Source organism: Arthrobacter sp. ov118 (genome assembly GCF_900116495.1).
In the GTDB taxonomy this organism is placed as follows: Bacteria; Actinomycetota; Actinomycetes; order Actinomycetales; family Micrococcaceae; genus Arthrobacter.
Map to the genome: position 1 here is coordinate 359,905 of NZ_FPAY01000002.1, position 24,688 is coordinate 384,592.

General features: G+C 67.0%; 21 protein-coding genes. 14 read left to right on the forward strand and 7 right to left on the reverse strand.

The genetic code is table 11. From position 1 onward, the window contains the following. Positions 1–9: 9 nt before the first annotated feature. Positions 10–804, reverse strand: coding sequence for a type 1 glutamine amidotransferase (locus BM372_RS07070; RefSeq protein ID WP_256214088.1), 795 nt, complete (start codon positions 802–804; stop codon positions 10–12). Beyond that, entirely contained in the window at positions 801–2,090 is a 1,290-nt protein-coding gene (locus BM372_RS07075; protein WP_090953549.1) for a Mur ligase family protein, read from the reverse strand. Before BM372_RS07075 ends, BM372_RS07070 begins: the two co-directional genes overlap by 4 nt. A gap of 92 nt (positions 2,091–2,182) precedes the next feature. Between BM372_RS07075 and pdxT the strand changes: the two genes are divergently transcribed. From pdxT to BM372_RS07120, 9 genes are all read left to right on the forward strand, one after another. Beyond that, a complete protein-coding gene (gene pdxT / locus BM372_RS07080) occupies positions 2,183–2,884 on the forward strand; it encodes a pyridoxal 5'-phosphate synthase glutaminase subunit PdxT (protein WP_090953551.1) in 702 nt (233 codons plus the stop codon). A gap of 3 nt (positions 2,885–2,887) precedes the next feature. Beyond that, positions 2,888–3,643 carry a YebC/PmpR family DNA-binding transcriptional regulator gene (locus tag BM372_RS07085; RefSeq protein WP_090953553.1) on the forward strand — a complete coding sequence of 252 codons (756 nt, stop codon included), beginning with the start codon at positions 2,888–2,890 and terminating at the stop codon, positions 3,641–3,643. A 48-nt stretch (positions 3,644–3,691) separates the two neighbouring features. Further along, positions 3,692–4,279 carry a crossover junction endodeoxyribonuclease RuvC gene (ruvC, locus tag BM372_RS07090; RefSeq protein ID WP_090953789.1) on the forward strand — a complete coding sequence of 196 codons (588 nt, stop codon included), beginning with the start codon at positions 3,692–3,694 and terminating at the stop codon, positions 4,277–4,279. A gap of 178 nt (positions 4,280–4,457) precedes the next feature. Continuing rightward, complete coding sequence (gene ruvA / locus BM372_RS07095; protein ID WP_090953555.1) at positions 4,458–5,102, forward strand: Holliday junction branch migration protein RuvA; 645 nt, start codon at positions 4,458–4,460, stop codon at positions 5,100–5,102. Then, on the forward strand, positions 5,095–6,216 hold the full coding sequence (ruvB, locus tag BM372_RS07100) for a Holliday junction branch migration DNA helicase RuvB (RefSeq protein WP_090953557.1): 1,122 nt from the start codon (positions 5,095–5,097) through the stop codon (positions 6,214–6,216). The genes ruvA and ruvB overlap by 8 nt, the downstream gene beginning before the upstream one ends. Before the next feature lie 211 nt (positions 6,217–6,427). Then, positions 6,428–6,871, forward strand: a complete 444-nt coding sequence (yajC, locus tag BM372_RS07105) for a preprotein translocase subunit YajC (protein WP_090953560.1) — start codon at positions 6,428–6,430, stop codon at positions 6,869–6,871. 105 nt (positions 6,872–6,976) lie between these two features. After that, on the forward strand, positions 6,977–8,749 hold the full coding sequence (gene secD, locus BM372_RS07110) for a protein translocase subunit SecD (protein ID WP_090953562.1): 1,773 nt from the start codon (positions 6,977–6,979) through the stop codon (positions 8,747–8,749). Next, complete coding sequence (secF, locus tag BM372_RS07115; protein ID WP_090953564.1) at positions 8,750–9,769, forward strand: protein translocase subunit SecF; 1,020 nt, start codon at positions 8,750–8,752, stop codon at positions 9,767–9,769. Positions 9,770–10,038: 269 nt separating this feature from the next. Continuing rightward, the gene (locus BM372_RS07120; RefSeq protein WP_090953791.1) at positions 10,039–12,357 is read left to right on the forward strand and encodes a RelA/SpoT family protein; all 2,319 of its coding nucleotides are present in this window, start codon (positions 10,039–10,041) and stop codon (positions 12,355–12,357) included. A gap of 68 nt (positions 12,358–12,425) precedes the next feature. Here BM372_RS07120 and BM372_RS07125 read toward each other — a convergent pair whose 3' ends face one another. The 3 genes from BM372_RS07125 to BM372_RS07135 form a co-directional block, all read right to left on the reverse strand. Beyond that, the gene (locus tag BM372_RS07125) at positions 12,426–12,941 is read right to left on the reverse strand and encodes a type IV toxin-antitoxin system AbiEi family antitoxin (protein ID WP_256214089.1); all 516 of its coding nucleotides are present in this window, start codon (positions 12,939–12,941) and stop codon (positions 12,426–12,428) included. Positions 12,942–13,231: 290 nt separating this feature from the next. After that, a complete protein-coding gene (locus BM372_RS07130) occupies positions 13,232–14,956 on the reverse strand; it encodes a DUF349 domain-containing protein (protein WP_256214090.1) in 1,725 nt (574 codons plus the stop codon). 58 nt (positions 14,957–15,014) lie between these two features. Further along, positions 15,015–15,821, reverse strand: coding sequence for a peptidylprolyl isomerase (locus BM372_RS07135; RefSeq protein WP_090953568.1), 807 nt, complete (start codon positions 15,819–15,821; stop codon positions 15,015–15,017). A 273-nt stretch (positions 15,822–16,094) separates the two neighbouring features. On the opposite strand from BM372_RS07135, the gene hisS reads away from it, so the two are divergent. Then, a complete protein-coding gene (gene hisS, locus BM372_RS07140; RefSeq protein ID WP_090953570.1) occupies positions 16,095–17,435 on the forward strand; it encodes a histidine--tRNA ligase in 1,341 nt (446 codons plus the stop codon). Between the two features lie 60 nt (positions 17,436–17,495). Here hisS and BM372_RS07145 read toward each other — a convergent pair whose 3' ends face one another. Then, positions 17,496–18,815, reverse strand: coding sequence for an APC family permease (locus BM372_RS07145; RefSeq protein ID WP_090953571.1), 1,320 nt, complete (start codon positions 18,813–18,815; stop codon positions 17,496–17,498). 143 nt (positions 18,816–18,958) lie between these two features. Here BM372_RS07145 and aspS point away from each other — a divergent pair, with 143 nt between their 5' ends. Continuing rightward, positions 18,959–20,743: an aspartate--tRNA ligase gene (gene aspS / locus BM372_RS07150; protein ID WP_090953574.1), complete on the forward strand. Its 1,785-nt coding sequence runs from the start codon at positions 18,959–18,961 to the stop codon at positions 20,741–20,743. Positions 20,744–20,859: 116 nt separating this feature from the next. Beyond that, positions 20,860–21,654: a GNAT family N-acetyltransferase gene (locus BM372_RS07155; protein ID WP_090953576.1), complete on the forward strand. Its 795-nt coding sequence runs from the start codon at positions 20,860–20,862 to the stop codon at positions 21,652–21,654. Positions 21,655–21,759: 105 nt separating this feature from the next. Here the strand turns inward: BM372_RS07155 and BM372_RS07160 are convergent, their stop codons facing one another. Continuing rightward, positions 21,760–22,407, reverse strand: coding sequence for an acVLRF1 family peptidyl-tRNA hydrolase (locus BM372_RS07160; RefSeq protein ID WP_090953578.1), 648 nt, complete (start codon positions 22,405–22,407; stop codon positions 21,760–21,762). Between the two features lie 83 nt (positions 22,408–22,490). On the opposite strand from BM372_RS07160, the gene BM372_RS07165 reads away from it, so the two are divergent. Both BM372_RS07165 and BM372_RS07170 read left to right on the forward strand, forming a co-directional pair. After that, complete coding sequence (locus BM372_RS07165; RefSeq protein ID WP_090953580.1) at positions 22,491–23,945, forward strand: replication-associated recombination protein A; 1,455 nt, start codon at positions 22,491–22,493, stop codon at positions 23,943–23,945. Positions 23,946–24,215: 270 nt separating this feature from the next. Beyond that, positions 24,216–24,614 carry a cupin domain-containing protein gene (locus BM372_RS07170; protein WP_090953582.1) on the forward strand — a complete coding sequence of 133 codons (399 nt, stop codon included), beginning with the start codon at positions 24,216–24,218 and terminating at the stop codon, positions 24,612–24,614. Positions 24,615–24,688 lie beyond the last annotated feature (74 nt).

Here is a 24,688-nt window from a genome sequence, read left to right on the forward strand (position 1 = left end):
ACTAACGGCTCAGCGGGGCCGGCGGGCGGCGTGTTCCCGCGCCAGGACCGCGTAGGAGTCATCCGGCGTGCCGGGCGTGAAGCTGCCGTACTTGCGTTCGACGGCGGCCCGGATCAGGAAGTCTGCCAAGGCCGGGTTCTTGGGCAGCAGCGAACCGTGGAGGTAGCTCGCCACGATGTTGCGGTAGCGGGCGCCTTCCTGGCCGTCGGCGCTGTTGTTGCCCGTCCCTTTGGCGGTGGTTCCGAGCGGCTCGACGCCCGGTCCCAGGGTGGTCTGGCCACTGTGGTTCTCATAGCCCAGGATGCTGCCGAACTCGGGGGAGGAGACGGTGACGTTGCCGATCAGCCGTTCGTCGGTGCCGTGGGTCTCCACATCGAGGATGCCGATCCCGGAAATGACGGTGCCGAGCCGGGTCTTGAAGAACTTTCCGAAGAGCTGGTAGAGCCCGCAGATCACGAGCATCGGGGTGCCGTCTTCGGTGAGTTTCTTCAGTGTGGACTCGCGGGAGAGGAGGTCGTCCTGGATCACGAGCTGTCCGCTGTCCTGCCCGCCGCCGCCCACAATGAGGTCCACGTCCGCGGGAAACGGGTCACCGACGTTGTATTCGAGCAGTTCGGGCGTGTAGCCGTGCCAGCGTAGGCGCTGGGCGAGAACCAGGGCGTTGCCCCAGTCCCCGTAGATGTTCATGTCCCGCGGGTAGAGCTGCAGGACCCGGATGGTGCCCTTGCTGGGCGCGGGGTTTTCGGGCGGCAGTTCGTGCCCGAAAGAGAGTCCGTGCGGGGTTGCCGGGGATTGGGGGGTCATGAGACCACCTCCACTGTGGTGATTTTGGACAGTTCGCGGCGGATCGCCAGCATCGCCGTGTACGTGCAGAAGATCCGTTTCGGCTTACCCTTGCTCCCTCGGATGAACGCGTCCAGTGCCGGCGCAATCTCCGTGTCGACGGCGCCGATGGCGACGTCGTCGTACTGCAGGCGCAGCGCCATGTCGTAAGCGCGGGAGCCCGTCAGCTGGTCGACGCCGCCATCGCGGAGAGTGTCAAATTCGACGTCCCACAGCCAGGACATGTCCCGGCCGTCGGCGTAGTTGTCGTTGATCGCAATCATGGTGGCATAGCCGGCCGCCGGGAAGGATTTCAAACCGAGCCGGAAACCGCTGGGATTCTTGACCAGAACAAGTTCCAGCGGCAGGCCGTCTACCACCAGGCTTTCGCCGCGGCCGAACGCCGGCGCCACCTTGGACAGCGCCGTGAGCAGGGCGGTCTGGTCGGTGCCCCTGCCGCGGGCCGCTGAGATCGCGCGCGCCAGGGTGAGCGCGGCGGCGGCGTTGAAGATGTTGTAGACGCCGCGCAGCTTCATCGCCGTGGTGACTGTGCCGCCGTCGTACTCGAAATCGGCGTCATCGGCGCCCACCCGGCGCAGTACGACGTCGGCGGTCGCCCGGGCGGGGACGGCCGGCACCGGGCTTCCGGGCGCCGCGCGCATCTCGTCGTCGTTGGGGAAGGTGCTCAGCAGGGAATCGTCGAGCCCGAAGTACAGCACTTCCGGCCCGTTCAGCGTCCCGGAGATCCGGGCCACCCGCGGATCTTCACGGTTCAGGACCACGGTCCCGGTGGTTTTCGAGGCGATGTGCTGAAGCAGCTCCGCGGTCTTGTCGATCTCGCCGAAACGGTCCAGCTGGTCGCGGAGGACATTGAGCAGCAGGCTGTACCGCGGCGGAACCCTGTTGACGAAGTGCACGGCGTGCGCCTCGTCGAGTTCAAGGACCGCGACGTCGGCATGCAGCCGGCCCCGCCAGTCCACCTCGCCCAGCAGCGCGGCGGCCACGCCGCGCGTGAAGTTGCTGCCGGTGCGGTTCGTGAAGACCTTCAGCCCCTGGCTCTCCAGCAGTTCCACCACCATCTTCGTGGTGGTGGTCTTCCCGTTCGTGCCGCTGACGACGGCAACCCCCAGGGGCAGCGTGGACAGGGTCCGCTGCATGAAACCAGGGTCAATTTTTTCGACCACAAGCCCGGGAAGGGCCGAGCCTCCGCCCCTGAGCCGGGAGACCCGGCGGACGAGCTTGCCGAGCGGAACGCTGAAGTAAAGCATGCTCAGTAATATATCCCAGCAGAGGCATGGAACCTTGACGCCCGGGGCCGCCTCAGGCGTCTTGGACACGTGCGGCGCATTATGCTGAGGGGATGACCACCCCCTCTTTTTCCCCTGAATCCCGCGTGGGAACAGGTCTCCGGATCGGCGTCCTGGCGCTGCAGGGCGATTTCCGGGAGCACCTGCACGCCGTCGGCGCCGCTGGCGCCACCGGCGTCGCGGTCCGCCGCCCCGCCGAACTGGACGGCCTGGACGGGCTCATCATCCCCGGCGGCGAATCGACCACGATCGACAAGCTCTCAAGGATCTTTGAACTCCGGGATCCGCTGCGCGAACGCATTCAGGCCGGACTCCCCGTCTACGGGTCCTGCGCCGGCATGATCCTGCTCGCGGGCGAGATCACCGATCCGGCAACAGACCTCAGTGGAAACCCGCAGCAGACGTTCGGCGGGCTTGACATCACCGTGCGCCGCAACGCCTTCGGGCGGCAGCGCGAGTCCTTCGAGACGGACCTCGACTTCAAGGAACTGGAGTTCAGCGCGGTGGACGGCCAAGTCGCCCCCGTCCACGCCGTCTTCATCCGCGGACCCTGGGTGGAGCGCGTCGGCGAGGGCGTGGAGGTCCTCGCCCAGGTGGAGCCGTCCAAGGTCGGCCACCCCGAATCCCTCGACGGGACGGCTAGAATTGTTGCAGTGCGTTCCGGCAAGCTGCTGGCCACCTCCTTCCATCCGGAAGTGACGGGGGAGAAGCGCGTGCATGAATTGTTTATTCGAATGATCAGAGGAGAAGCGTAAAGCATGTCAGGCCACTCCAAATGGGCGACGACCAAGCACAAGAAGGCCATTCTCGATAGCCGCCGGGCAAAGTCGTTCGCCAAGCTGATCAAGAACATCGAAGTCGCCGCGCGCATGGGCGGCCCGGACCTCTCCGGCAACCCGGGCCTGGAACTGGCCGTCACCAAGGCCAAGAAGACTTCGGTGCCCGCTGACAACATTGATCGCGCCATCAAGCGCGGCGCCGGCCTGACGGGCGAGGTCGTCGACTACACCGAGATCATGTACGAATGCCGCGGCCCGCAGGGTTCTGCGCTGCTGATTGAGTGCCTCACGGACAACAAAAACCGTGCCGCCTCCGAGGTCCGGCTCGCCATCTCCCGCAACGGCGGCACGATCGCCGATCCCGGTTCGGTGAGCTACCTTTTCAGCCGCAAGGGTGTCGTCTCGCTGCCCAAGAACGGCCTGAGCGAGGACGACGTACTGATGGCAGTGCTCGACGCCGGCGCCGAGGAAGTCAAGGACAATGGCGACAGCTTCGAGATCCACTCCGAACCGACCGACCTCCAGGCCATCCGGGATGCCCTCAAGGAAGCCGGAATCGAGTACGAGACCGATGAGGCCGAGTTCGTTCCGTCCATGCAGGTGCCCCTGGACCTCGACGCCGCCAAGAAGTTCATGAAGCTTGTGGACGCGCTGGAGGAACTCGACGACGTCCAGAACGTCTACAGCAACGCCGACCTCAGCGACGAAGTGCAGGCCGCACTGGAAGCCGAGTGACCCCGTCACTTCGACATGGCTGTGAGGCCCGGTCTTGACGGCACGACCTTGACGCTGCGCGTCTTGGGGGTCGACCCGGGCCTCACCCGTTGCGGCATCGGCGTGGTCGACGTCGAAAAGAACCGGCGTGCCACGATGGTCGCCTTCGGTGTGGTGGGAACCTCGCCGGAGGAAAGTCTGGACCAGCGGTTGCTGGTCATCGCCACCTCTATCGATGACTGGCTGGACCGGTACGAACCGCACGTCCTCGCCGTGGAACGGGTCTTCTCCCAGCTCAACGTCAGCACCGTCATGGGTGTGGCCCAGGCCTCCGGCGTCGTCATTGCTGCCGCCGCCCGCCGCGGCATCCCGGTGGCGCTTCACACGCCGTCCGAAGTCAAAGCGGCCGTCACGGGCAGCGGCACGTCCAACAAGGACGCCGTCACAAAGCTGGTGACCAAGATCCTCCGGCTCGATGCGCCGCCGCGCCCGGCGGACGCCGCCGACGCCCTCGCCCTGGCCATCACCCACGCCTGGCGGGCCGGCAGCGGCACTTCCACCAAGGATGCAGTCACGACGGGGCCGGGCAGCCAGTCGCTCACCCCGGCGCAGCGCGCGTGGGCCGACGCGGAGGCAAAGGCGCGCCGCGCGCGCTGAATGTCCGCCCCGCTTGCTAGGGTATTCGTAGATATGTTCGGATGTTCGGATGATCGGGTGGCAGGCTGGCTTACTGTTCTCGAGCGCAGCAAGCTGTAGACCCCCTCAGCTGAAGACACACCAAACTGTAAACCCGTCAAGCTGTAGACCCAACAAGCTGTAAACCAGGAGCCAGGCCTTGATCAGTTTTCTTCGCGGAACCGTAGCGCACGTAGGCCTGTCCTCCGCCGTGATCGACCTCAACGGCGCCGGCATGAGCGTCAACGCCACGCCGCAGACGCTCAGCAGCCTCCACGTGGGTGAAGAGGGGAAGCTGTTTACGTCCCTGATTGTGCGCGAGGACTCACTGACCCTGTTCGGCTTTGCGAGCGATGATGAGCGGGAAGTGTTCGACGTCCTGCTCAGCGTCAGCGGTGTCGGACCCCGCCTGGCCCTGGCCGTGCTGGCCGTCCACGAACCCGAAGCCATCCGCGTGGCCGCCCACTCCGGCGACGGCAAGGCCTTCACGAAGGTCCCCGGCATTGGCCCCAAGGTGGCCGGCCGCATCGTGCTGGAACTCGCCGGAAAGCTCGTCCCGCACGGCACAGCCGGGGCTCCGGTGGCGCAGGTTTCCGCCGAGTCCGTATGGAAGCCGCAGGTCGTCGCGGCAATGACCAGCCTTGGCTGGTCCGAGAAGGACGCCGCCGCCAGCATCGAGAAGTCCCTCGCCGATTCCCCGGACTTGGCCGCGAACGGCAACGTGGCAGAGATCCTCCGCGCCACGCTGCGCTGGCTGGGGCAGGACGGCGCCCGCGCCGGAAACCGGGTAGGCGCGCGTGGCTGAGCCGTCTATTGTCGCAGGGGGGGAGGAGCCGGAGGAGCGCGCCATCGAAGCCGCCCTGCGGCCCAAGAACCTGCACGACTTCGTGGGCCAGCACCGGGTCAGGAAGCAGCTGTCGCTCGTTCTTGAAGCTTCGCGCATGCGCGGGCGCAGCGCGGACCACGTCTTGCTCTCCGGCCCTCCGGGCCTGGGCAAGACCACCCTGTCGATGATTATCGCCGCCGAAATGAATGTTCCGCTGCGGATCAGCAGCGGCCCGGCCATCCAGCACGCCGGCGACCTCGCGGCCATCCTGTCCTCGCTCTCTGAAGGCGAAGTCCTCTTCCTGGACGAGATCCACCGCATGTCCCGCCCGGCCGAGGAAATGCTGTACATGGCCATGGAGGACTTCCGCGTCGACATCGTCGTCGGCAAGGGCGCCGGCGCCACCGCCATCCCGCTCGAACTGCCGCCCTTCACGCTGGTGGGCGCCACCACGCGCGCCGGGCTGCTCCCCGGTCCGCTGCGTGACCGCTTCGGCTTCACCGGCCACCTCGAGTTTTATTCGGTCGAAGAGCTGGAGCTCGTCCTGCGCCGGTCCGCCGGCCTGCTGGACCTGAAGGTCAATTCGGCAGGATTCAGCGAGATAGCCGGACGGTCCCGGGGCACGCCGCGCATCGCCAACCGGCTGCTGCGCCGGGTCCGGGACTGGGCACTCGTCCACGGCATCGAGCAAATTGATGCCAGGGCGGCGTCCGCTGCCTTGGACATGTACGAGGTGGACAAGCGCGGCCTGGACCGGTTGGACCGGTCCGTTCTCGAAGCCCTTATTACCAAGTTCGGCGGGGGGCCGGTGGGTCTCTCCACGCTTGCGATCGCAGTCGGCGAGGAAACAGAGACTGTGGAAACGGTCGCCGAGCCGTACCTCGTCCGTGAGGGGCTGCTGGGCCGGACGCCCCGGGGCCGCATCGCCCTGGCGCCTGCATGGACACACCTGGGCTTCGCCGTTCCCGCGGGAGTCTTTGGACAGGATCCCCTGGAGCTGTTCCAGTCTGACGAGCCGGGCGACGGGACGCCGGGTGCTGACGGAGAATTCGGCGACGAAACTGGTCCGGAACGGTTCCGTTATAGCCGCTAGCACCGTTCTTTCAGCTTTTCCCTTTAGACTGGTATGACGCTCGGCACGTCCGGGTTTGTTTCCGTGGGCGGAGAGAAGGTGGCCGTCGGCGGCGGGGGATGGTCTCACTGCAAGGTTTCTGTGGCGGCCCGTGCCCGCGCCGCCCGGAGCAAACGGACGTTGCTGAAAAACAGCTATGCAAGTACAGAACGGAACAATCCCCTTGGATCCAATGACAATTCTCCTGTTCGTCATGCTCGGCGTGTTCGTCTTTATGATGTTCCGCCGCAACAAGAAGACACAGCAGCAGCAGGCGCAGCTCCAGTCGAAGTTTGGCCCCGGCGTCGAGGTCATGACGAGCTTTGGGCTATTCGGCCGGATCGTCGACATCGACGAGGCGGAGAACAAGGTCACGCTGGAACTTTCCCCGGGCAACACCGCCACCGTCCACCGCCAGGCCGTCACCAAAATTGTGGAGCCGGTTGTCGCGGCGGAGGAGCCGACCGTTGTTCCCGACGATGCTTCCGCGCTGACCACTGAGAGCTCGCTGACCACTGAGAACTCACTGACCACCGACAAGACGGACAGCGCGGCACCCCTCAGCGAAGCGCCCCGGACCGAAACCCCCGAGGAAACCTTGCGCCGCCTCAACGATGAGGGCAAGAAAGACAGCTAGTCTGCCTACCTGGGCTATCCCGCGAAGCAACGGTTGCGGGCATCCGCCGGCGGGGCCAAGTGCCCCCGCCGGCGGATCCGCCGTCAATAAATAGAAAGATCGACAATGGCACGAACTGGCCCCAAACACTCAGCCATCAGAACGCTGGTATGGCTTGGCGTACTCATCGCCGCCATGACCGCCGTTCTGGCAGGCGGCACCATTGCCGGCCAGGCCGGGTGGACCCCCAAGCTCGCCTTGGACCTCGAAGGCGGCACCCAGATGATTCTGGCGCCCAAGGTTGAGGGCGGTTCGGGTATTACCGAAGATCAGCTCAACCAGGCCGTGGCGATCATTCGTCAGCGCGTCGACGGCTCGGGCGTGGCGGAAGCTGAAATCAGCACGCAGTCCGGCCGCAACGTCGTCGTCAGCCTGCCGGGAACTCCTGCCAAGGAGACCCGTGCGCTGATCCAGGCTTCCGCCGACATGAACTTCCGCCCCGTTCTCCAGACGGGCGCCGGCGCCGCCGTCCCCGCAGCATCACGGACGCCGGAAGACCAGCTGCCCAAGCCGACGGCCGCGCCGGCGAACAGCAGCGACACGAACTGGATTACCCCCGCTATCTACAAGCAGTTTGAGGCGCTTGACTGTGACAACCCGTCCCAGGACAAGCAGCAGCGCTCCGATCCGACCAAGCCGCTGGTGACCTGTGAGCCGGCATCGGCCAATTCGCCTGCCATCAAGTACATCCTCGGCCCGGTTGAAGTGAAGGGCTCGAACATCAAGTCCTCCTCCTTCCAGCTGCAGCGCGGCGCCCAGGGTGCGGTGACCAACGAATGGGCTGTCAACATCCAGTTCGACGACGCCGGTACCGCCAAATTCAAGGAAGTCACCGAACGCCTCTACCAGTTCTACGCCGCCGGCGGCGGCCAGACCGGTTCTGATCCGAAGGCCCAGTTCGCCATCGTCCTGGACGACCAGGTCATCTCCGCCCCGCGTTCCCTCGCCGTCATCACCGACGGCCGGCCGCAGATCACGGGCGGGTTTACCGAGGAATCCGCGAAGGCCCTTTCCGACCAGCTTCGTTTCGGTGCCCTGCCGATCAGCTTCGAAATCCAGAGCGAACAGCAGATCTCGGCAACCCTGGGCGGTGAGCAGCTCCGCATGGGCATGCTCGCCGGCCTGATCGGCCTGCTGCTCGTGGTGGTGTACTCGCTGTTCCAGTACCGGGCCCTCGGCTTCGTGACCGTCGCATCCCTGCTGATCGCCGGTGTGCTGACGTTCCTTGCCATCGCGATTCTGGGCTGGACCGAGAACTACCGGCTTTCCCTCGCCGGCGTGGCCGGCCTGATCGTGGCCATCGGCCAGACGGCGGACTCCTTCATCGTCTACTTCGAACGCATCCGCGATGAACTCCGCGAAGGCCGCGGCCTGGTCTCGGCCGTGGAGAACGGCTGGAAGCGGGCCAAGCGCACCGTCCTGGCGTCCAAGGCCGTCAACCTCCTCGCCGCCGTCGTGCTGTTCTTCGTGGCAGTGGGCAACGTCCGCGGCTTCGCCTTTACGCTCGGCCTCACCGCCATCGCCGACCTCATCGTCGTATTCATGTTCACCCACCCCACGCTGCAGCTGCTGGCCCGGACCAAGTTCTTTGGCGAAGGCCATCGGTTCTCGGGTCTTGACCCGAAGCGCCTCGGTGCCGTACCGCTCTACCGCGGAGCCGGCCGACTCCGTACCCCGGAGGACAAGCCCGTGTTGGTGCGGGCCAAGAATTCCGGTGCCGCGGCAGAGGCCGAGCGCCGGATGACGATCGCCGAACGCCGTCTCGCGGAAAAGCAGGAGCAGGCAAAGCAGGGGCAGCTCGCCGGGTCCTCCAAGATCACGTCCCAGGAGGGCAAATAAATGGTCAACTTCTCAACGTTCGGCAATGAGCTGTATTCGGGCAAGCGCTCGTACGACTTTGTCGGTTACAAGAAGGTCTGGTTCCTGATTGCCGGGATCGCCGTCGCCCTTTCGATCCTGATCCCGGTCGCCAAGGGCGGCTTCAACCTTGGCATCGAGTTCCGCGGCGGTTCCGAGTTTACGGTCTCCAACGTCACGTCCACCGAGGCATCCCGCGGTGAGAAAGCTGTCCAGGAGGTCGTGCCGGGCGCGGTGCCCCGCGTGGCCAACGTCGCCGGCAACACCATGCGCATCCAGACGGACAAGCTCAGCGACGACGAGACGCTGCAGATCAAGGAAGGCCTCACCAAGGCCTACGGCGTGACTGAGAACGAGGTCACCTCCACCTTCGTCGGCCCCACCTGGGGCGCGGACGTCACCAAGCAGGCCCTGATCGGCCTGGCGATCTTCGTGGGCCTGGCCGCCGTACTGATGGCGCTCTACTTCCGGACCTGGAAGATGTCCCTCTCGGCCCTCGTCGGGATGGCCGTCACGATGTTCATTACCGCCGGTGTGTATGGGCTCAGTGACTTCGAAGTGACACCGTCGGCGATCATCGGTTTCCTCACCGTGCTCAGCTACTCCTTGTACGACACCGTGGTGGTGTTCGACAAGATCCGCGAGAACACCTCGGACATCCAGGCATCCACCCGGCGGACGTTCGCCGAGGAAGTCAACCTCGCCATCAACCAGACCCTGGTCCGCTCCATCAACACCATGGTGGTGGCGATCCTCCCGGTCGGCGCGATCCTGTTCATTGGTGCCGGGCTGCTGGGCGCCGGTACCCTGCGGGATCTGTCCCTGGCGCTGTTCGTGGGCATCCTGGTCGGCACCGCCGCGACGATCTTCATCGCGGCACCGCTGTACGCCGCCTTGCGGCAGGGCGAACCCGACCTGCTCAAGCAGGCCAAGCGTGTGGAGCAGCGGCGCGCGGACGCGGCCGCCAAGACGGGCGCGCAGGCAACGGCTGCCCCGGCCTGAGTCCACCTTCGCAGAACGGTCCTGGTGCCCCAGCGGCGGCGGGACCGTGCGACGGCCGCCCTGAACGGTCCATCGGCGGGCCGGAGAACGTCCTGAGGACGGTCTTCGGCCCGTCTCCGCATCCGGCCGGTTATCGAAGTATCCTGCCGCGGGAATACACTTGAATAATTAAACCGGTCGCGAGAGGTGCTCCATTGGAAGAACGTTCGACGCCGGTGCCGGTGGCACCCGTGGACAAGGGCCAAGGCCAGGGTCAACAGACTGGCCTGGTGGCTCCCGGACGTCCCGACGTGCCTGTGCCCGTCGGCAACACCGGCGCGCGGCCCACGTTTCCCGGCCGGCGTGAACGCACGAGGTCGCGCCTGGCCCGGCTGACCGGCCGCGGGGCGCCAGCCTATTCCCCCATCCTGGAGCCGTTGCTGCGCACCGTGCGCGCCAACAATCCCAAAGAAGACTTCGACCTCATCCAGCGCGCCTTCGTGGTGGCCGAACGGTGCCACCGTGGACAGAAACGCAAGAGCGGCGACCCGTACATCACGCACCCGGTGGCAGTGGCCACCATCCTCGCCGAACTGGGCCTCAGCGGCACGACCCTGGCGGCAGCCTTGCTGCACGACACTGTCGAGGACACCTCCTACACCCTGGCCGACCTCAAGGCCGAGTTCGGCCCGGAAGTGGCCATGCTGGTGGACGGCGTCACAAAATTGGACAAGGTCAGCTTCGGTGAGGCGGCCCAGTCCGAGACCGTGCGCAAGATGGTCGTGGCCATGGCCAAGGACATCCGCGTCCTGATGATCAAACTCGCCGACCGGCTGCACAATGCCCGCACCTGGCGTTTCGTCTCGGCTGAGTCCTCGGCGCGCAAAGCCCGCGAGACCCTGGAAATCTTTGCGCCTCTCGCCCACCGGCTCGGCATGAACACCATTAAGTGGGAGCTGGAGGACCTGTCTTTTGCGGCCCTCTACCCCAAGGTGTACGAGGAAATCGTGCGGATGGTGGGGGACCGGACCCCGGAGCGCGAAAAGAACCTGGCCGTCATCCGCAACCAGATCACCGAGGACCTTCGGGCCGCCAAGATCAAGGCCACGATCACCGGTCGTCCCAAGCACTACTACTCGATCTACCAAAAGATGATCGTCCGCGACAAGGACTTCGACGACATCAACGACCTCATGGGCGTCCGAGTCCTGGTCGACTCCGTCCGGGACTGTTACGCGGCCCTGGGCGCAATGCATTCGCGCTGGAACCCCCTGCCTGGGCGGTTCAAGGACTACATCGCGATGCCCAAGTTCAACATGTACCAGTCGCTGCACACCACGGTGATCGGTCCCGGCGGCAAGCCGGTGGAAATCCAAATCCGGACGCACGAGATGCACCGCCGCGCCGAGTATGGCGTGGCCGCACACTGGAAGTACAAAGACCAGCCGAACCGGACCGCGGCAGGGCCCGGCAGCCCGCGCGACGGCGACATGGGCTGGTTGCGCTCCCTCGTTGACTGGCAGCAGGAAACCTCGGACCCGGGCGAGTTCCTCGATTCCCTGCGCTTTGAAATCAATGCCCGCGAAGTGTTCGTCTTCACCCCCAAGGGCGAGGTCATGGCCCTTCCGGCAGGCTCCACTCCGGTGGACTTCGCCTACGCCGTGCACACCGAGGTGGGCCACCGGACCATCGGCGCCCGTGTCAACGGCAAACTCGTGCCGCTCAACAGCGAACTGAACCATGGCGACTGGGTGGAGATCTTCACCTCCAAGGCAGAGGGTGCCGGCCCCAGCCAGGACTGGCAGCACTTCGTCAAGAGCGCCCGGGCCCGGAACAAGATCAGGCAGTGGTTCAGCAAGGAACGCCGCGAGGAAGCGATCGACCGCGGCAAGGACCTGCTGACCAAGGCGATGCGGAAGCAAAACCTGCCGCTGCAGCGACTGATGACCCACGACGCCCTCGCCGCGATCGCCGAGGACTTCAAGTACACGGACATCTCCGGGCTCTACGCGGGTGTGGGTGATGGGCACACGTCCGCGCAGTCCGTCATGGAACGCCTGGTCGAGAGCCTCGGCGGGAACGAGCACCCGGACGACAACATCTCCGACGTCTCCATCCCCACCCAGGTCAGCAAGGCACGCTTCTCCGATTCCGGTGTGGTGGTCCGCGGCGTGGACGACGTCTGGGTGAAGCTGGCCCGGTGCTGTACGCCGGTGCCGCCGGACCCCATCCTGGGGTTCGTCACGCGCGGCTCAGGGGTATCGGTGCACCGGACCGACTGCACCAACGTCAGCGGCCTGATGGACCAGCCGGACAGGATTGTGGAAGTCGACTGGGCGCCGACGCAGTCCAGCGTCTTCCTCGTGGAGATTCAGGTCGAAGCCCTCGACCGCAAGTCGCTGCTCTCCGACGTCACCCGCGTGCTCTCGGACAACCACGTCAATATCCTGGCGGCCAGTGTGCACACCTCCACGGACCGGGTGGCGATCTCCAAGTTTGCCTTCGAGATGGGCGATCCCAAATACCTTAGCCATGTGCTCAGCGCCGTCCGCCGGATCGACGGCGTCTTCGACGTGTACCGCACCACCGGCAACCGCCGCCGCAACTAGCCCCCACCGGCCGGCTTCTGTGAGGGCGGCTCGTATGGGGGCCGTTCCTGCGACTGCCGTTCCTCCGGCTATGGCTCCTCCGGGGGCGGCGCCAGGGCGCCGAGCTTGGCCAGCGCCGCCCTCCTGTGCGGGACGCGGGGGCTGGCGTCAACGGCGAGCTTCAGCAGCCGGAGCCGAACACCCAGCTCGGGTCTGGCCAGGAGCGCCGTCAGGGCCGGCACGGCGCGTTCCGCCTCCACGTGCAGGGCGACGTCCAGCGCAGTGCGCAGCGGGCTGGACACCATCAAGCCCCCCATGCTGACCACGTCGAAGGGCCCCAACCGCACCTCGTGGAACGTGCAGCCGCGCGCGGACCTGAGGCTGGATATGCGCCGGTTGGCGTCGACCAGCAGTGCCAGGCGGTCAGGCTCGGCGGCGCAGCCATAGATCCAGGCCGCGGTCATCCGCCCCGCCACCACCCGCTGCCGGATGGCCGGCGCCACGGCGAGGGCTGCGGCGCGGGCGCGCAACTGCGGACTGGCAGGGGCGCCGGGCGGCAGGTAGCCGCGCTGATAAAGCTGCGTCAGCACGCCGTCGGCGGCCATGGCCTGAAGTTCGGGCCAGGAGAACAGGGCGCCGGGGGAGTAGAGCTCGCACTGCCCCGGACCTTGGGCCCTTGGCTCCGCGCCCTGAGCCCTCGGACCCTGAGCCGAAGTGGGAGCCCGACCCGGACCCCCAACCGGAGCCCCACCCAGACCCGCACCCGAACCAGGGGCGGGGGCGCGGGGCATGAGTACCATTCCGCCATCGTTGCCGGTTTCCCGCACACAGAACAGGCCCCGTTCCGGTCATGTGGATAAACCGGAACGGAGCCTGAACTGGCCGTCTAATGTGCTTAGGCGAGTTCGCTCGCCGAACGCTCGAGCTGCTCCAACCAGGCCTGCCGGGCCTCGAGGGCTTCCTTGGCTGACTTGATCTTGCGCTCGTCGCCGGCCTTCTCCGCCTTGGCCAGATCTTCCTTGAGGCCGGCAATGGCAGCTTCCAGCTGGGTCAGGGCGCTGTTCGTGCGTGCCTTCGTCTCCGGGTTGGAGCGCTTCCAGTTCTCGTCCTCGGCGTCTCGGACGGCGTCCTCGACCTTACGCAGACCTGCCTCGATGCGGCCCATGTCCGCGCGCGGGACCTTGCCGGCTTCTTCCCAGCGGTCGCGGATGGACTGCAGCGCCTTCTTGGCAGCTGCCAGGTCCTTGATCGGCAGGAGCTCATTGGCCTCGGCCAGGAGTGCTTCCTTGACGACGAGGTTCGCACCGTATTCCTGGTCGATCTCGTCGTTGGCTGCCTGCCGGTTGGTGAAGAACACATCCTGGGCGGCGCGGAAGCGCGCCCACAGGGCATCGTCGTCCTTGCGGCTGGCGCGGGGCGACGCTTTCCAGTCTTCCATCAGGCGGCGGTACTCGCCGGCGGCGAAGCCCCAGTCCGTCGACGAGGACAGTGCCTCGGCCTCGGCGATGAGTTTTTCCTTGGCGGCCTTGGCTGCGGAGTTGTTGCTGTCCAGCTGGGAGAAGTAGGCGCGACGGTGCCGGTCGAAGACCGTGCGGGCGGCGCGGAACCGCTTCCACAGCGCGTCCTCGTTGCTGCGCCCGAGCCGGACGCCGCTCTTCTGCGCGGTCTTCCAGCTCTCGAAGAGCTCGTTCATCCGGGCGCTGGAAGTCTTCCACTGGATCTGCGCCGGATCATGGCCGGCGATTTCCTCGGCCTCGGCCACGATGGCCTCGCGGGCGGCGAGTTCGGCGGCGCGGACGGCATCGTGTTCGGCCTTCTCGGCCTTCTCAAGCTCGCCGATCTGCGTCACCAGTGCGTCCAGCCGGGCCTCCGCGGAGCGGAAGTCGCCCACCATGTTCCGTTCCGCGAGCTGCTCGCGCAGGTGCGTGACGGTCTTCTGCATGTCCGTGGTGGGTGCCTTGGAGCTGACGCGCTGTTCAAGCAGGTCGATCTGCGCCACGACGTCGTCAAACTTCCGGGCGAAGTAGCCCAGCGCCTCGTCGGCGCTGACTCCCGGGTACTGGCCGACGGGGTATTCCGTGCCGTCAATCGTCAGGAAAACGTGGCCGTCACCCTCCACCCGGCCCCAGCGGGCTGCTTCAGCCAGCGAGGCGGCGGAAGATACGGCGGCCGGCCCGGGAGCCGGTGCGGCGGGGGACGGCTTGGCCTTGGGCCGGGCGGCGAATGCTGCCGGAGTCGGCGCGGGCCGAGGTGCCGGCGTCGGTCGCGGGGACGGCGCGGGAGCAGCAGGAACCGACTCGGCAGGCGCCGCTTCAGTTTCGTCGGGCGCGGGAGCAGCAGGAACCGACTCGGCAGGCGCCGCTTCAGCAGCAGGCGCGGCTTCAGTTTCGGCCGGGGCGGCTTCTGCGGCCGGCTCGGCGGCAGGCGCGGCAACCTCGGCGGGGGCGTCGTCGTCGCTCGCGGCGGGCTCAACGTCAGCCGCGGCGGGCGCCGTGTCGCCGGCTACGTCGCCGGACGCGTCCCGGGTAGCGCCTGCACCCTGGGCCAGGGTTGCCTCGGTTTCGGTTTCGTTGGCGGATGCTGCTGCCAATGTTTCGTCGGATTTCTGACTGTCTGTCACCGCTAGAAGTCTTTCGCTTGGAGGGATACCGGACCACGGCGTTCAGGGCCGCGGCTGGTCACTTCAGTGAGAACGAGTCTATCGTGACTGGTTCCACAGGTGCGCCGTCCGTGGCGCTCTCGCCCGGTTTAAGTCCGGCGGCGGCGATCCCGCTCACCACGTCGAGCCCGGACGTCACCTTGCCCACCACCGTATAGCCGCCGGCGGCATCGGCCGGAATGACGGTGTCCTTGTACACGATGAAGAACTGGGTTCCGTTGCTGTTGGCGTTGCCGCTGGTCCGGGCCACGGCGATGGTTCCGGCGGGGTACTTATTGTCCGTCGGGGCGTTTTCCACTGGTCCCCAGACGTAGGACGGATCGCTGCTGCCGTTGCCGGACTTGGACCCGCACTGCAGGACACCAAAGTTCTCGGCGGTGGTGAGCCGGTGGCAGTTGAGGCCGTTGTAGAAGTTTTGGTCGGCCAAGGACTTGAAGACGGCAGCGGCCTGCGGGGCCTTCGTGCCGTCGAGCTCAACGCCCAACGTGCCGCGGTTTAGTTTCAGTTCGCCGGTAAAGGTCTTGCCCGCGGCGGCATCGGGTTTGGGGATGTTAGCGGCATTCGTCGGGTCAGCAGTCGGCGTGGCGGACGCTGACGGGCTCGCTAGTCCCTCTTGGACGGCAGCGACCTCTTCTTCGGTCGGGTTTGAGGAAAAGACGGTGAGCTGCAGGACCAGGGCGAGGGCGATCGCCCCTGCACCGGCGCTGACGGCCAGAAGGTTGTCACGCTTGCGGCGCTTGTCCTGGTCCCGGCGCAGAGCGCGCCTGGCCTCCATCTGCTGGACGCGCCGCTTCGCCTCGCGGGCGCTGCGTGAACTGGCGGCCAATGGTCCTCCTGGTTGTCAGGCCGTGACCGCAACGGGCGGTGGGCGTCGTCGCGGTTACAGCAGCAAGCTGCCGGCAGTCCACCGGACCGGCCCCGTTGGAAGAAGCGGGCGCCGAACGCATAAACTGACTGCCGCACACAGTTTATGCACGACTGGCCGGTCTGCCGCCTATCTTCGCTACGTTTCGACAGAGAATGACCGAAGAAGACCGTGCCGGACGATACTGCGTCGCGACGACATACCGCAGTAGCAACTAGAGGAGAAAATTTCACCATGGCACGCACAGCCTCCCTGTCAGGATTCCCCGAGTGGCTTCCGGAGGAGCGGCTGGTGGAACTCCACGTGCTGGACACGCTGCGCCGGACATTTGAGCTCCATGGTTTCTCCTCGATCGAAACCCGCGCCGTGGAGACCGTTGGTCAATTGCTGCGTAAGGGCGAAATCGACAAAGAGGTTTACGGCCTCAGCCGTCTCCAGGACGAGGAAGACGCAACGCCCAAGACGGATCACCACGCCCTGGCCCTGCACTTTGACCTCACCGTGCCGTTCGCGCGCTACGTCGTGGAAAACGCCGGGTACCTGGCGTTTCCGTTCCGCCGCTACCAGATCCAGAAGGTCTGGCGCGGCGAGCGTCCCCAGGAGGGACGGGCCCGGGAGTTCACCCAGGCGGACATCGATGTTGTGGGCGACGGCGAACTGCCGTTCCGTTACGACGTCGAGATCGCGCTGGTGATCGCCGAAGCCCTCAACGCCCTTCCGATCCCCGACTTTCTGTTGCGGATCAACAACCGCAAGTTGGCCGAAGGTTTCTACACCGGAATCGGCCTGACAGACACTCCGGGGGTGCTGCGCAGCATCGACAAGCTCGAAAAGGTCGGGGCCGCTAAGGTTGCCGAGCTGCTCAAGGAAGAGCTTGGAGCTACCGACGAGCAGGCGCAGGCCGCCCTCAAACTCGCCGGGATCCGGACCAAGGACACGTCCTTCGTGGAACAGGTGCGCGCGCTGGGCGTCAGCAACGAACTGCTGGAGGAGGGCCTGAACGAGCTGGAGCAGGTCATTGCGGCCGCCGTCCAGCACGCCCCCGGGCGGGTGGTTGCCGACCTCAGCATTGCCCGCGGACTCGACTACTACACGGGCACCGTGGTGGAAACGGTCCTGGTGGGCCACGAGCAGCTCGGCTCCATCTGCTCCGGCGGCCGCTACGACGCCTTGGCCAGCAAGGGCAACCGCAAGTTCCCCGGCGTCGGACTTTCCATCGGCGTGACCCGGCTGGTGTCCCGGATGCTCAGCCAGGACCTCGCGAAAGCCTCGCGGTCCGTTCCGACGGCCGTGCTGGTGGCGCTGAACGACGACGAGAGCTGGGCAGCCGCGCAGGACGTCGCCGCGCAGCTGCGCAACCGCGGCATCTGCACCGAAGTCGCGGCGAAGGCGGAGAAATTCGGCAAGCAGATCAAGTTCGCGGACCGCCGTGGCATTCCCTTTGTCTGGTTCACCGACGACGACGGCAAGCACCAGGTCAAGGACATCCGCTCGGGCGAGCAGTACGACGCCGACCCGGCCACGTGGGCGCCGTCCGAGGAGGACCTGCACGTGCGCGTCACCACCGTGAAGTAGGTCCTTCCTGCGTCCCCACTACGTACTGCGCCCTACGTACGGCGCTCTACGTACTGCGCCTTACGTACGGCGCCGCCGCAGGACGAGGAACCTAACGGCCACCCCGACGGCCAGGACCCCTGCCATGACCAGCATGGAGGCCGGCGGAAGTGTCACGGCCAGGACCAGGCAGCCGAGGAAGCCCAGCGCATTGAGCCAGCGCGGCGCGTGCCACGGCCGGGCGGGCAGGGTGAAGGCGGCCGCGTTAGTCACGGCGTAGTAAATAAGCACGCCGAAGCTGGAAAACCCGACCACGGTCAGCACATCGCGGGTTAGTAGCAAGATAATGACGACGGCGGCGACGGCCAGTTCTGCGACCAGCGGCACGGTGTGGGCGCCGCCCACCCGGGCCAGCGGGGTAGGCAGGTCACCTTCCCTGGCCATCGCCAGGGTGGTCCTGCCTACCCCCGCGATCAAGGCCAGAAGCGCACCAAGACAGGCGGCGGCCGCCCCGGCCTGGACGAAGGGGGCCCCGGCGCTGAGCCGCGAGTGTTCCACCGCGTCCAGCAGCGGCGCCGTCGAGCCCGCCAGTTGCTGCGGCGGCAGGTGCCACTGCAGCAGGACGGCCAGTGTCAGGTAAATCACGAAGGCCCCAGCCAGGGCGGCCAGGATGGCGCGCGGGATGGTGCGGGCCGGGTCCTTGACCTCCTCGCCCAGCGTGGCGATCCGGGCGTAGCCCGCGAACGCGAAGAACATCAGTCCCGCCGCCGGAAGGACGCCCCAGCCACCCGACGTCGCCGGTGCCGTCAGCGCCGCAAGCTCCCCGGCTGCGCCGGGGGCGCCGTCCGGGTGCGGACCCAGCAGCGACGCCGCGGCCACGAACACGAGCGTGGCCAGGACCACGGCGAGGAGAATCCTGGTCAGCAGCGCGGTCCGCGTAATGCCAAGCAGGTTGACGCCGGTGAGGACCACGACGGCGCCGATAGCCAGCGGCGTGGCGTAGGCGGGCGCCGCATAGTGCCCGAACGTGAGCGCCATCGCCGCGCATGACGCCGTCTTGCCCGTCACGAAACCCCAACCGGCGATGAAACCGGGCCACTCGCCAAGCTGCCGGCGTCCATACACGTACGTGCCGCCGCTGGCGGGGTACTTGGCCGCCAGTTGCGCCGACGCGACGGCGTTGCAGTAGGCGATCAGGCCGGCCACGGCCACGGCGAGTGTCAGCAGCGGCCCGGCCAGGGCGGCGGCGGGGGAGAACACCACAAACACGCCGGCGCCGAGCATGGAACCCAGGCCGATTGCCGTGGAATCGAACACGCCGAGCCGGCGCTGGAGCCGCTGATGGCCGGCGTGGCCGCCCGGCGGGGAGCCGGGCGGGGTTCCGTGACGCCGGCTTGCCATGGCGGGAGGGGCCTTTCCAACGGGTAAACTCGAACGGGATCGTTCCTGCAGCGATCCTATTGAACATTGTTTGCTGAACTTCAATATTTTCTGAAGATCAACTTTTGAAACGTCACTTATGATTTTCCGCTGAAAGGAATGCTGTGCTGCGCACACATGACCTCGGATCTCTTCGCTCCGAGCACATTGGACAAACCGTAACCCTCGCCGGGTGGGTCGGCCGGCGTCGTGACCACGGTGGTGTCGCATTCGTCGACCTGCGTGACGCATCCGGCGTCGCCCAGGTCGTGGTCCGCGAAGAGGAGGTCTTCCACGGCCTGCGCAACGAGTACGTGCTGCAGATTATCGGCACCGTCTCCCAGCGCCCCGAAGGCAACGAGAACCCGGCGCTTCCCACCGGTGAGATCGAGGTCATGGCCGAGAAGGTCACCATCCTCAACACCTCCGACCCGCTGCCGTTCCAGATCGACGAGCACGTTGAAGTGGGCGAGGAGGCCCGCCTCAAGCACCGCTACCTGGACCTGCGCCGCCCCGGCCCCGCCCGCAACCTGCGCCTGCGTTCGGAGGCGAACCGCGTGGCCCGCGAGCTGCTGCACCAGGACGGCTTCGTGGAGATTGAGACCCCGACGCTGACCCGTTCGACGCCGGAAGGCGCCCGCGACTTCGTCGTCCCCGCACGGCTCGCACCGGGATCCTGGTATGCGCTGCCGCAGTCCCCGCAGCTGTTCAAGCAGCTCCTGCAGGTGGGCGGCTTCGAAAAGTACTACCAGATCGCCCGCTGCTACCGCGATGAAGACTTCCGCGCGGACCGCCAGCCGGAATTCACCCAGCTGGACATCGAGGCCAGCTTCGTGGACCAGGACGACATCATCGGCCTTGGCGAGAACATCGTCAAAGCCCTGTGGCAGCTGATTGACGTCGAGATCCCGACGCCGATCCAGCGCATTACCTACCACGACGCCATGGCCCGCTACGGCTCGGACAAGCCGGACCTGCGCTTCGGCCTGGAGCTCACCGAGCTGACCGAATTCTTCAAGGACACCAACTTCGGTGTCTTCAAGGCACCCTACGTCGGTGCCGTCGTCATGCCCGGCGGCGCCTCCCAGGCCCGCCGTGCCCTCGACGCCTGGCAGGAATGGGCCAAGCAGCGCGGCGCCAAGGGCCTGGCGTACGTCCTGTACAAGGAAGACGGCGAACTCGCCGGTCCCGTGGCCAAGAACCTGACCGACACCGAGCGTGCCGGCCTCGCCGACGCCGTGGGCGCCAAGCCCGGCGACTGCATCTTCTTCGCAGCCGGCGAAAAGACCCCGTCCCGCGCCCTCCTCGGCGCTGCCCGTGTGGAGATCGGTCACCGCACCGGCCTGATCAACCCTGCGGACTGGGCGTTCTGCTGGGTCGTGGACGCGCCGATGTTCGAACCTGCCGCGGCCGCTGTTGCCTCCGGTGACGTCGCCGTGGGCGCCGGCAAGTGGACCGCCGTGCACCACGCATTCACTTCGCCCAAGCCGGAGTACCTGGACAGCTTCGACACCGACCCCGAGTCGGCACTGTCCTATGCCTACGACATCGTCTGCAACGGCAACGAAATCGGCGGCGGTTCCATCCGTATCCACGAACGCGATGTCCAGGAGCGGGTCTTTGAACTGATGGGCCTGGACAAGGCTGATGCCCAGACCAAGTTCGGTTTCCTCCTGGAAGGCTTCAAGTTCGGCGCGCCCCCGCACGGCGGCATCGCCTTCGGCTGGGACCGCGTTGTGGCCCTGCTGGCCGGCGTTGAATCCATCCGCGACGTCATCGCCTTCCCGAAGTCCGGTGGCGGCTATGACCCGCTGACCCAGGCTCCGGCTCCCATCACCGCGCAGCAGCGCAAGGAAGCCGGCGTCGACTTCAAGCCCGAGGCCAAGAAGACCGAGGAGGGCAAGAAGTAGCCTGACCACGCAACAGCAGGGGCTCCCCGGGCAACCGGGGAGCCTTCGCTGTCCCGGAAGCACTGGACTGAGCACTGGACTGAGCACTGGACTGAGCACTGGACCGAGGGGGTCCCATGGAACCGACGCCCGCGTGGGAAGAACTGATGGACAGTGCCTGGCCCGCCGCCGAGCGGGAGGAATCCGGCGGCTGGATGCTCCGCGCCGCCTCCGGCGTGACCCAACGGGCCAACTCCGTCTGGCCGCGGGAACCCGGCGGTGATCACCACGGGCTTCTCACCAGGCTCCGGGCGGCGCGACTCTGGTACCGGAACCGTCGGCTGCCGCTGATCTTCCAAGTGTTCGACGACCCGCGCTACGCGCCGCTCAACGCCGTATTGGACGAGGAAGGGTTCACCCGGCAGTCCGAAACGCTGGTGCTGGTCCGGACCGGCGGAGCGGATGCGCCGGAGGCTGACCCCGGCGTCGAGCTGGCAACGGAGCCCTCCGCGGAGTGGCTGCGGCTGTGGTGGAGCGTGGACGGGCGCGGTGACGAAGCTGCCCTCGCCGTCGCCCGCGGGATCCTGGAACGCTGCCCCTCGCTGTACGCCCTCGTCCGGGACGACGACGGCGTGCCGGCCGCTGTCGGACGCCTTGCCGTCCCTTCCGGCGCTGACGGCGGCGTTGCTGCCGGCACCGGCGGGCTGTACTGCATGGCGACGCGGCCGGACGCCCGGAGGCGTGGCCACGGCTCCCGGGTGCTGCAGAGTCTGCTGAGTGCAGGTGACGCCCGGGGCCTCGTCCGGTACTGGCTGCTGGTGACGGCCTCCAATGCCGGGGCCCGGGAACTTTATGCGCGTGCCGGCTTCCAGACAGCGGGCCGGTACCTCTACCGGCAGGAACGGCCGAAGCGGCACCTGACCGGCTGCTGACATCGCGTCCCGCGCGCCGCTTCGACGGTTCCGTGCCCACTAGACGTTCCGCAGCATCGGAACGGCAGGGAACCGTCGAAACGGGCCCTGCGACAAGTGCCGCACCTACACGGGCGGATCCGTCACCCGGATCCGGACAGAACACAGCTCTGCCCCGGCCTTCTTCAGGACGGCGGCCCGGGGATCGGGGACGTCCAGGAACGGCAGCCGGGACAGCGCGGCGTACTGCTTGAGCACAGGCTCGGCGAGGACCAACTCCGCCAGGGCCCGGTCGCCTCCCGGCGCCAGGTATTCGATCCGGTGTTCGGCAAAGATCCTGGCGGCGTGCTCCGCCACGGCCTCCACAAGGGCATCGGCCTGGTTGGCGCGCCGGCGGGCGAAGCGCTGCTGGGACCAGCCGCCCGCTGCGGTGCGGGACTGAACGTGTCGGGTGCCGGTCTTGGAAGCCAGCACCGCGCCGGCGCTGACCACGGCCACGGAATAGCCGCCCCGGCGGACCAGGACTGCCCCGAGGCTCCGTGGTTGTGAGGCGAGCGAGCCCAGCCGGGCTACGGCGTCGCCGCCGCGGCCGGGCCGGCCGTCAACGGGCCAGGGCGCCTGCAGCAGGGCCTCGGCGCCGTCCGCTGCGTGCAGCAGCAAGCCGGCGTCGAGCTCTTCCTCCACCAGCGCGCCGTGGCTCGCCGCGAAGCGTTCCACCCAGCCGGGCAACCTGGCACCGGGGACGAAGGCCACGCGGGTCTCGGGGCTGGGCATGGCGGGCTCTCCGTTGCGGGGTGAGAAGTGGGGGAGGTGTTGGGGGTGTCTAGGCGGGCGGGATCTAGAAGTAGCCTATCTATGTGGATGATCTCTTTGGCGCAGGGCGGGAAGACGACGACGCCGACGAAAGTACCGGCGTCGGCGCTGCCGACTCGGCCCCCGCCCGTTCCGCCGCCGGGACCGCCTCGCCGCGGAGCCCGCTCGCCGTCCGGATGAGGCCGCGCACCCTCGATGATGTGGTGGGCCAGCAGCACCTGCTCGGCCAGGGCTCCCCGCTGCGCCAGCTGGCCGCCGGCTCCGACGCGACGGGCCCCGCCGGGCCAAGCTCAGTGATTCTCTGGGGTCCCCCGGGCACCGGAAAGACCACCCTGGCCCACGTCATCGCCAAGGGCCCCGGCCGGAAATTCGTCGAGCTCTCGGCCATCACTGCCGGCGTGAAGGATGTCCGACGCGTGATGGATCAGGCCCTGACCGCGCGCGATTTGTACAGAACCACCACGGTGCTGTTCCTCGACGAAATCCACCGCTTCAACAAGGCACAACAGGACGCGCTGCTTCCCGGCGTGGAGAACCGGTGGGTGGTGCTGGTGGCGGCCACCACCGAGAACCCCTCGTTCTCCGTGGTGTCCCCGCTGCTGTCCCGCTCGCTGCTGCTGACCCTCAAGCCGCTCACCGACGCCGACGTCGAGGGCCTGCTGCAACGGGCCGTCACGGATGCCCGCGGCCTGAACGGGAAGGCAGAACTCAGCGGCGAAGCCCTGGCGCACCTGGTCCGGCTCTCCGGAGGGGACGCCCGCCGCGCCCTGACCGCGCTCGAGGCCGCCGCCGGCGTCGCCTTCGGTGATGCGGACGACGCCGAGGCAGTCGTTGCCGGCGCAGCCGCGAACGTGCCGGAACCCGTTACGATCCAGTTGCGGCACACGGAGCGGGCCCTGGATGTCGCCTCCGTTCGCTATGACCGGGCCGGGGACCAGCACTACGACGTCGCCAGCGCGTTCATCAAGTCCATCCGGGGCTCGGACGTCGACGCCGCCCTGCATTACCTGGCCCGGATGCTCGAGGCAGGGGAGGACCCGAGGTTCGTGGCCCGACGAATCGTGATCTCCGCCGCCGAGGACGTCGGCATGGCGGATCCGACGGCGTTGCAGACCGCCGTCGCGGCCGCCCAGGCGGTGCAGCTGATCGGCATGCCGGAAGGCCGCATCATCTTGGCGGAGGCCGTGGTGCACCTGGCCACCGCGCCGAAGTCCAACGCCGCGTACATGGGAATCAACCAGGCCATCGCCGACGTCCGCGCCGGCCTCGGGAACGGGATCCCCGCCCATCTTCGCGACGCCCACTACCCGGGCTCCAAACAGTTGGGCCACGGCGCGGGCTACAAATACGCCCACGACGCCCCGCATGCCGTGGCCTCCCAGCAATACCCGCCCGATGATCTGGTGGGCCGCAACTACTACCAGCCCACCGCCAATGGCGCCGAACGCGACATCGCCACGCGGCTTGAGCGGCTTCGGAAAATCATCCGCGGCCAATAGACCCGCCCCTGGTCATCGGCCCCTGACCAGCGGCGGTTCCGCCGCGGCCGTGCGGGTCCGGAATCCGCCGTTGACATGGCGGCCAAGAGGTCTAACGTGGAAAATACGTCAGCACGGATCTGCTGACTATCCGTGCGACGCAGGGACAGCGCAGCCCACTCCGCCGGTCCGATATGCGAACCCCGAAACGTTGGCCGGCTCCGTTCCACCCAAGGTCTTCCGCCGCGAGAGTCCCCGTCCCCGTCCCAGTTCTTCCCCAGTGAGCGTCCCATGAGCATCAATTGCGTTACCGCCATGGCAGTAAAGTCCTTCGACGTGCCCGACAGGAAACGTTGCCCTGACAAGGCCGAATTCGACCTCTGCACCGTGGACGACTACTCGGTGGCCAGGTTGATCCTCGGCCCGGGCTGGCGGTGGTCGTGGAACACTAAACCCTACGAGCTGACCGACGTCTGCCAGCACCACCATCTGGGCTTTTGCATTTCCGGAATCATGGAGGTCGAAACGGCCGAAGGGCTGCGTTCGACGATCCACGCCAACGACACGTACGCGATTCCGCCGGGCCATGACGAGTGGGTAGTGGGCCCGGAACCGTTTGTAGCCGTGGAATTCCTGGGTGCGGCGTCATTCGGGCGCAAGGGCAGCAGGGGCGTGCACGCCCGCATCTGACCCCGGTCCTGACATCGGTCCTGACTTTCGGTGCACGGGCCGCGTCATGGTAGGATGGTTCGTTGTCTGGCAAG

Excerpts from the sequence above, each read along its gene's own strand:
- BM372_RS07070 (WP_256214088.1), bottom strand. The coding sequence starts at position 804 with ATGACCCCCCAATCCCCGGCAACCCCGCACGGACTCTCTTTCGGGCAC.
- BM372_RS07075 (WP_090953549.1), bottom strand. The coding sequence starts at position 2,090 with ATGCTTTACTTCAGCGTTCCGCTCGGCAAGCTCGTCCGCCGGGTCTCC.
- pdxT (WP_090953551.1), top strand. The coding sequence starts at position 2,183 with ATGACCACCCCCTCTTTTTCCCCTGAATCCCGCGTGGGAACAGGTCTC.
- BM372_RS07085 (WP_090953553.1), top strand. The coding sequence starts at position 2,888 with ATGTCAGGCCACTCCAAATGGGCGACGACCAAGCACAAGAAGGCCATT.
- yajC (WP_090953560.1), top strand. The coding sequence starts at position 6,428 with ATGACAATTCTCCTGTTCGTCATGCTCGGCGTGTTCGTCTTTATGATG.
- secD (WP_090953562.1), top strand. The coding sequence starts at position 6,977 with ATGGCACGAACTGGCCCCAAACACTCAGCCATCAGAACGCTGGTATGG.
- secF (WP_090953564.1), top strand. The coding sequence starts at position 8,750 with ATGGTCAACTTCTCAACGTTCGGCAATGAGCTGTATTCGGGCAAGCGC.
- BM372_RS07125 (WP_256214089.1), bottom strand. The coding sequence starts at position 12,941 with ATGGCCGCCGACGGCGTGCTGACGCAGCTTTATCAGCGCGGCTACCTG.
- hisS (WP_090953570.1), top strand. The coding sequence starts at position 16,095 with ATGGCACGCACAGCCTCCCTGTCAGGATTCCCCGAGTGGCTTCCGGAG.
- BM372_RS07145 (WP_090953571.1), bottom strand. The coding sequence starts at position 18,815 with ATGGCAAGCCGGCGTCACGGAACCCCGCCCGGCTCCCCGCCGGGCGGC.
- BM372_RS07155 (WP_090953576.1), top strand. The coding sequence starts at position 20,860 with ATGGAACCGACGCCCGCGTGGGAAGAACTGATGGACAGTGCCTGGCCC.
- BM372_RS07160 (WP_090953578.1), bottom strand. The coding sequence starts at position 22,407 with ATGCCCAGCCCCGAGACCCGCGTGGCCTTCGTCCCCGGTGCCAGGTTG.
- BM372_RS07170 (WP_090953582.1), top strand. The coding sequence starts at position 24,216 with ATGAGCATCAATTGCGTTACCGCCATGGCAGTAAAGTCCTTCGACGTG.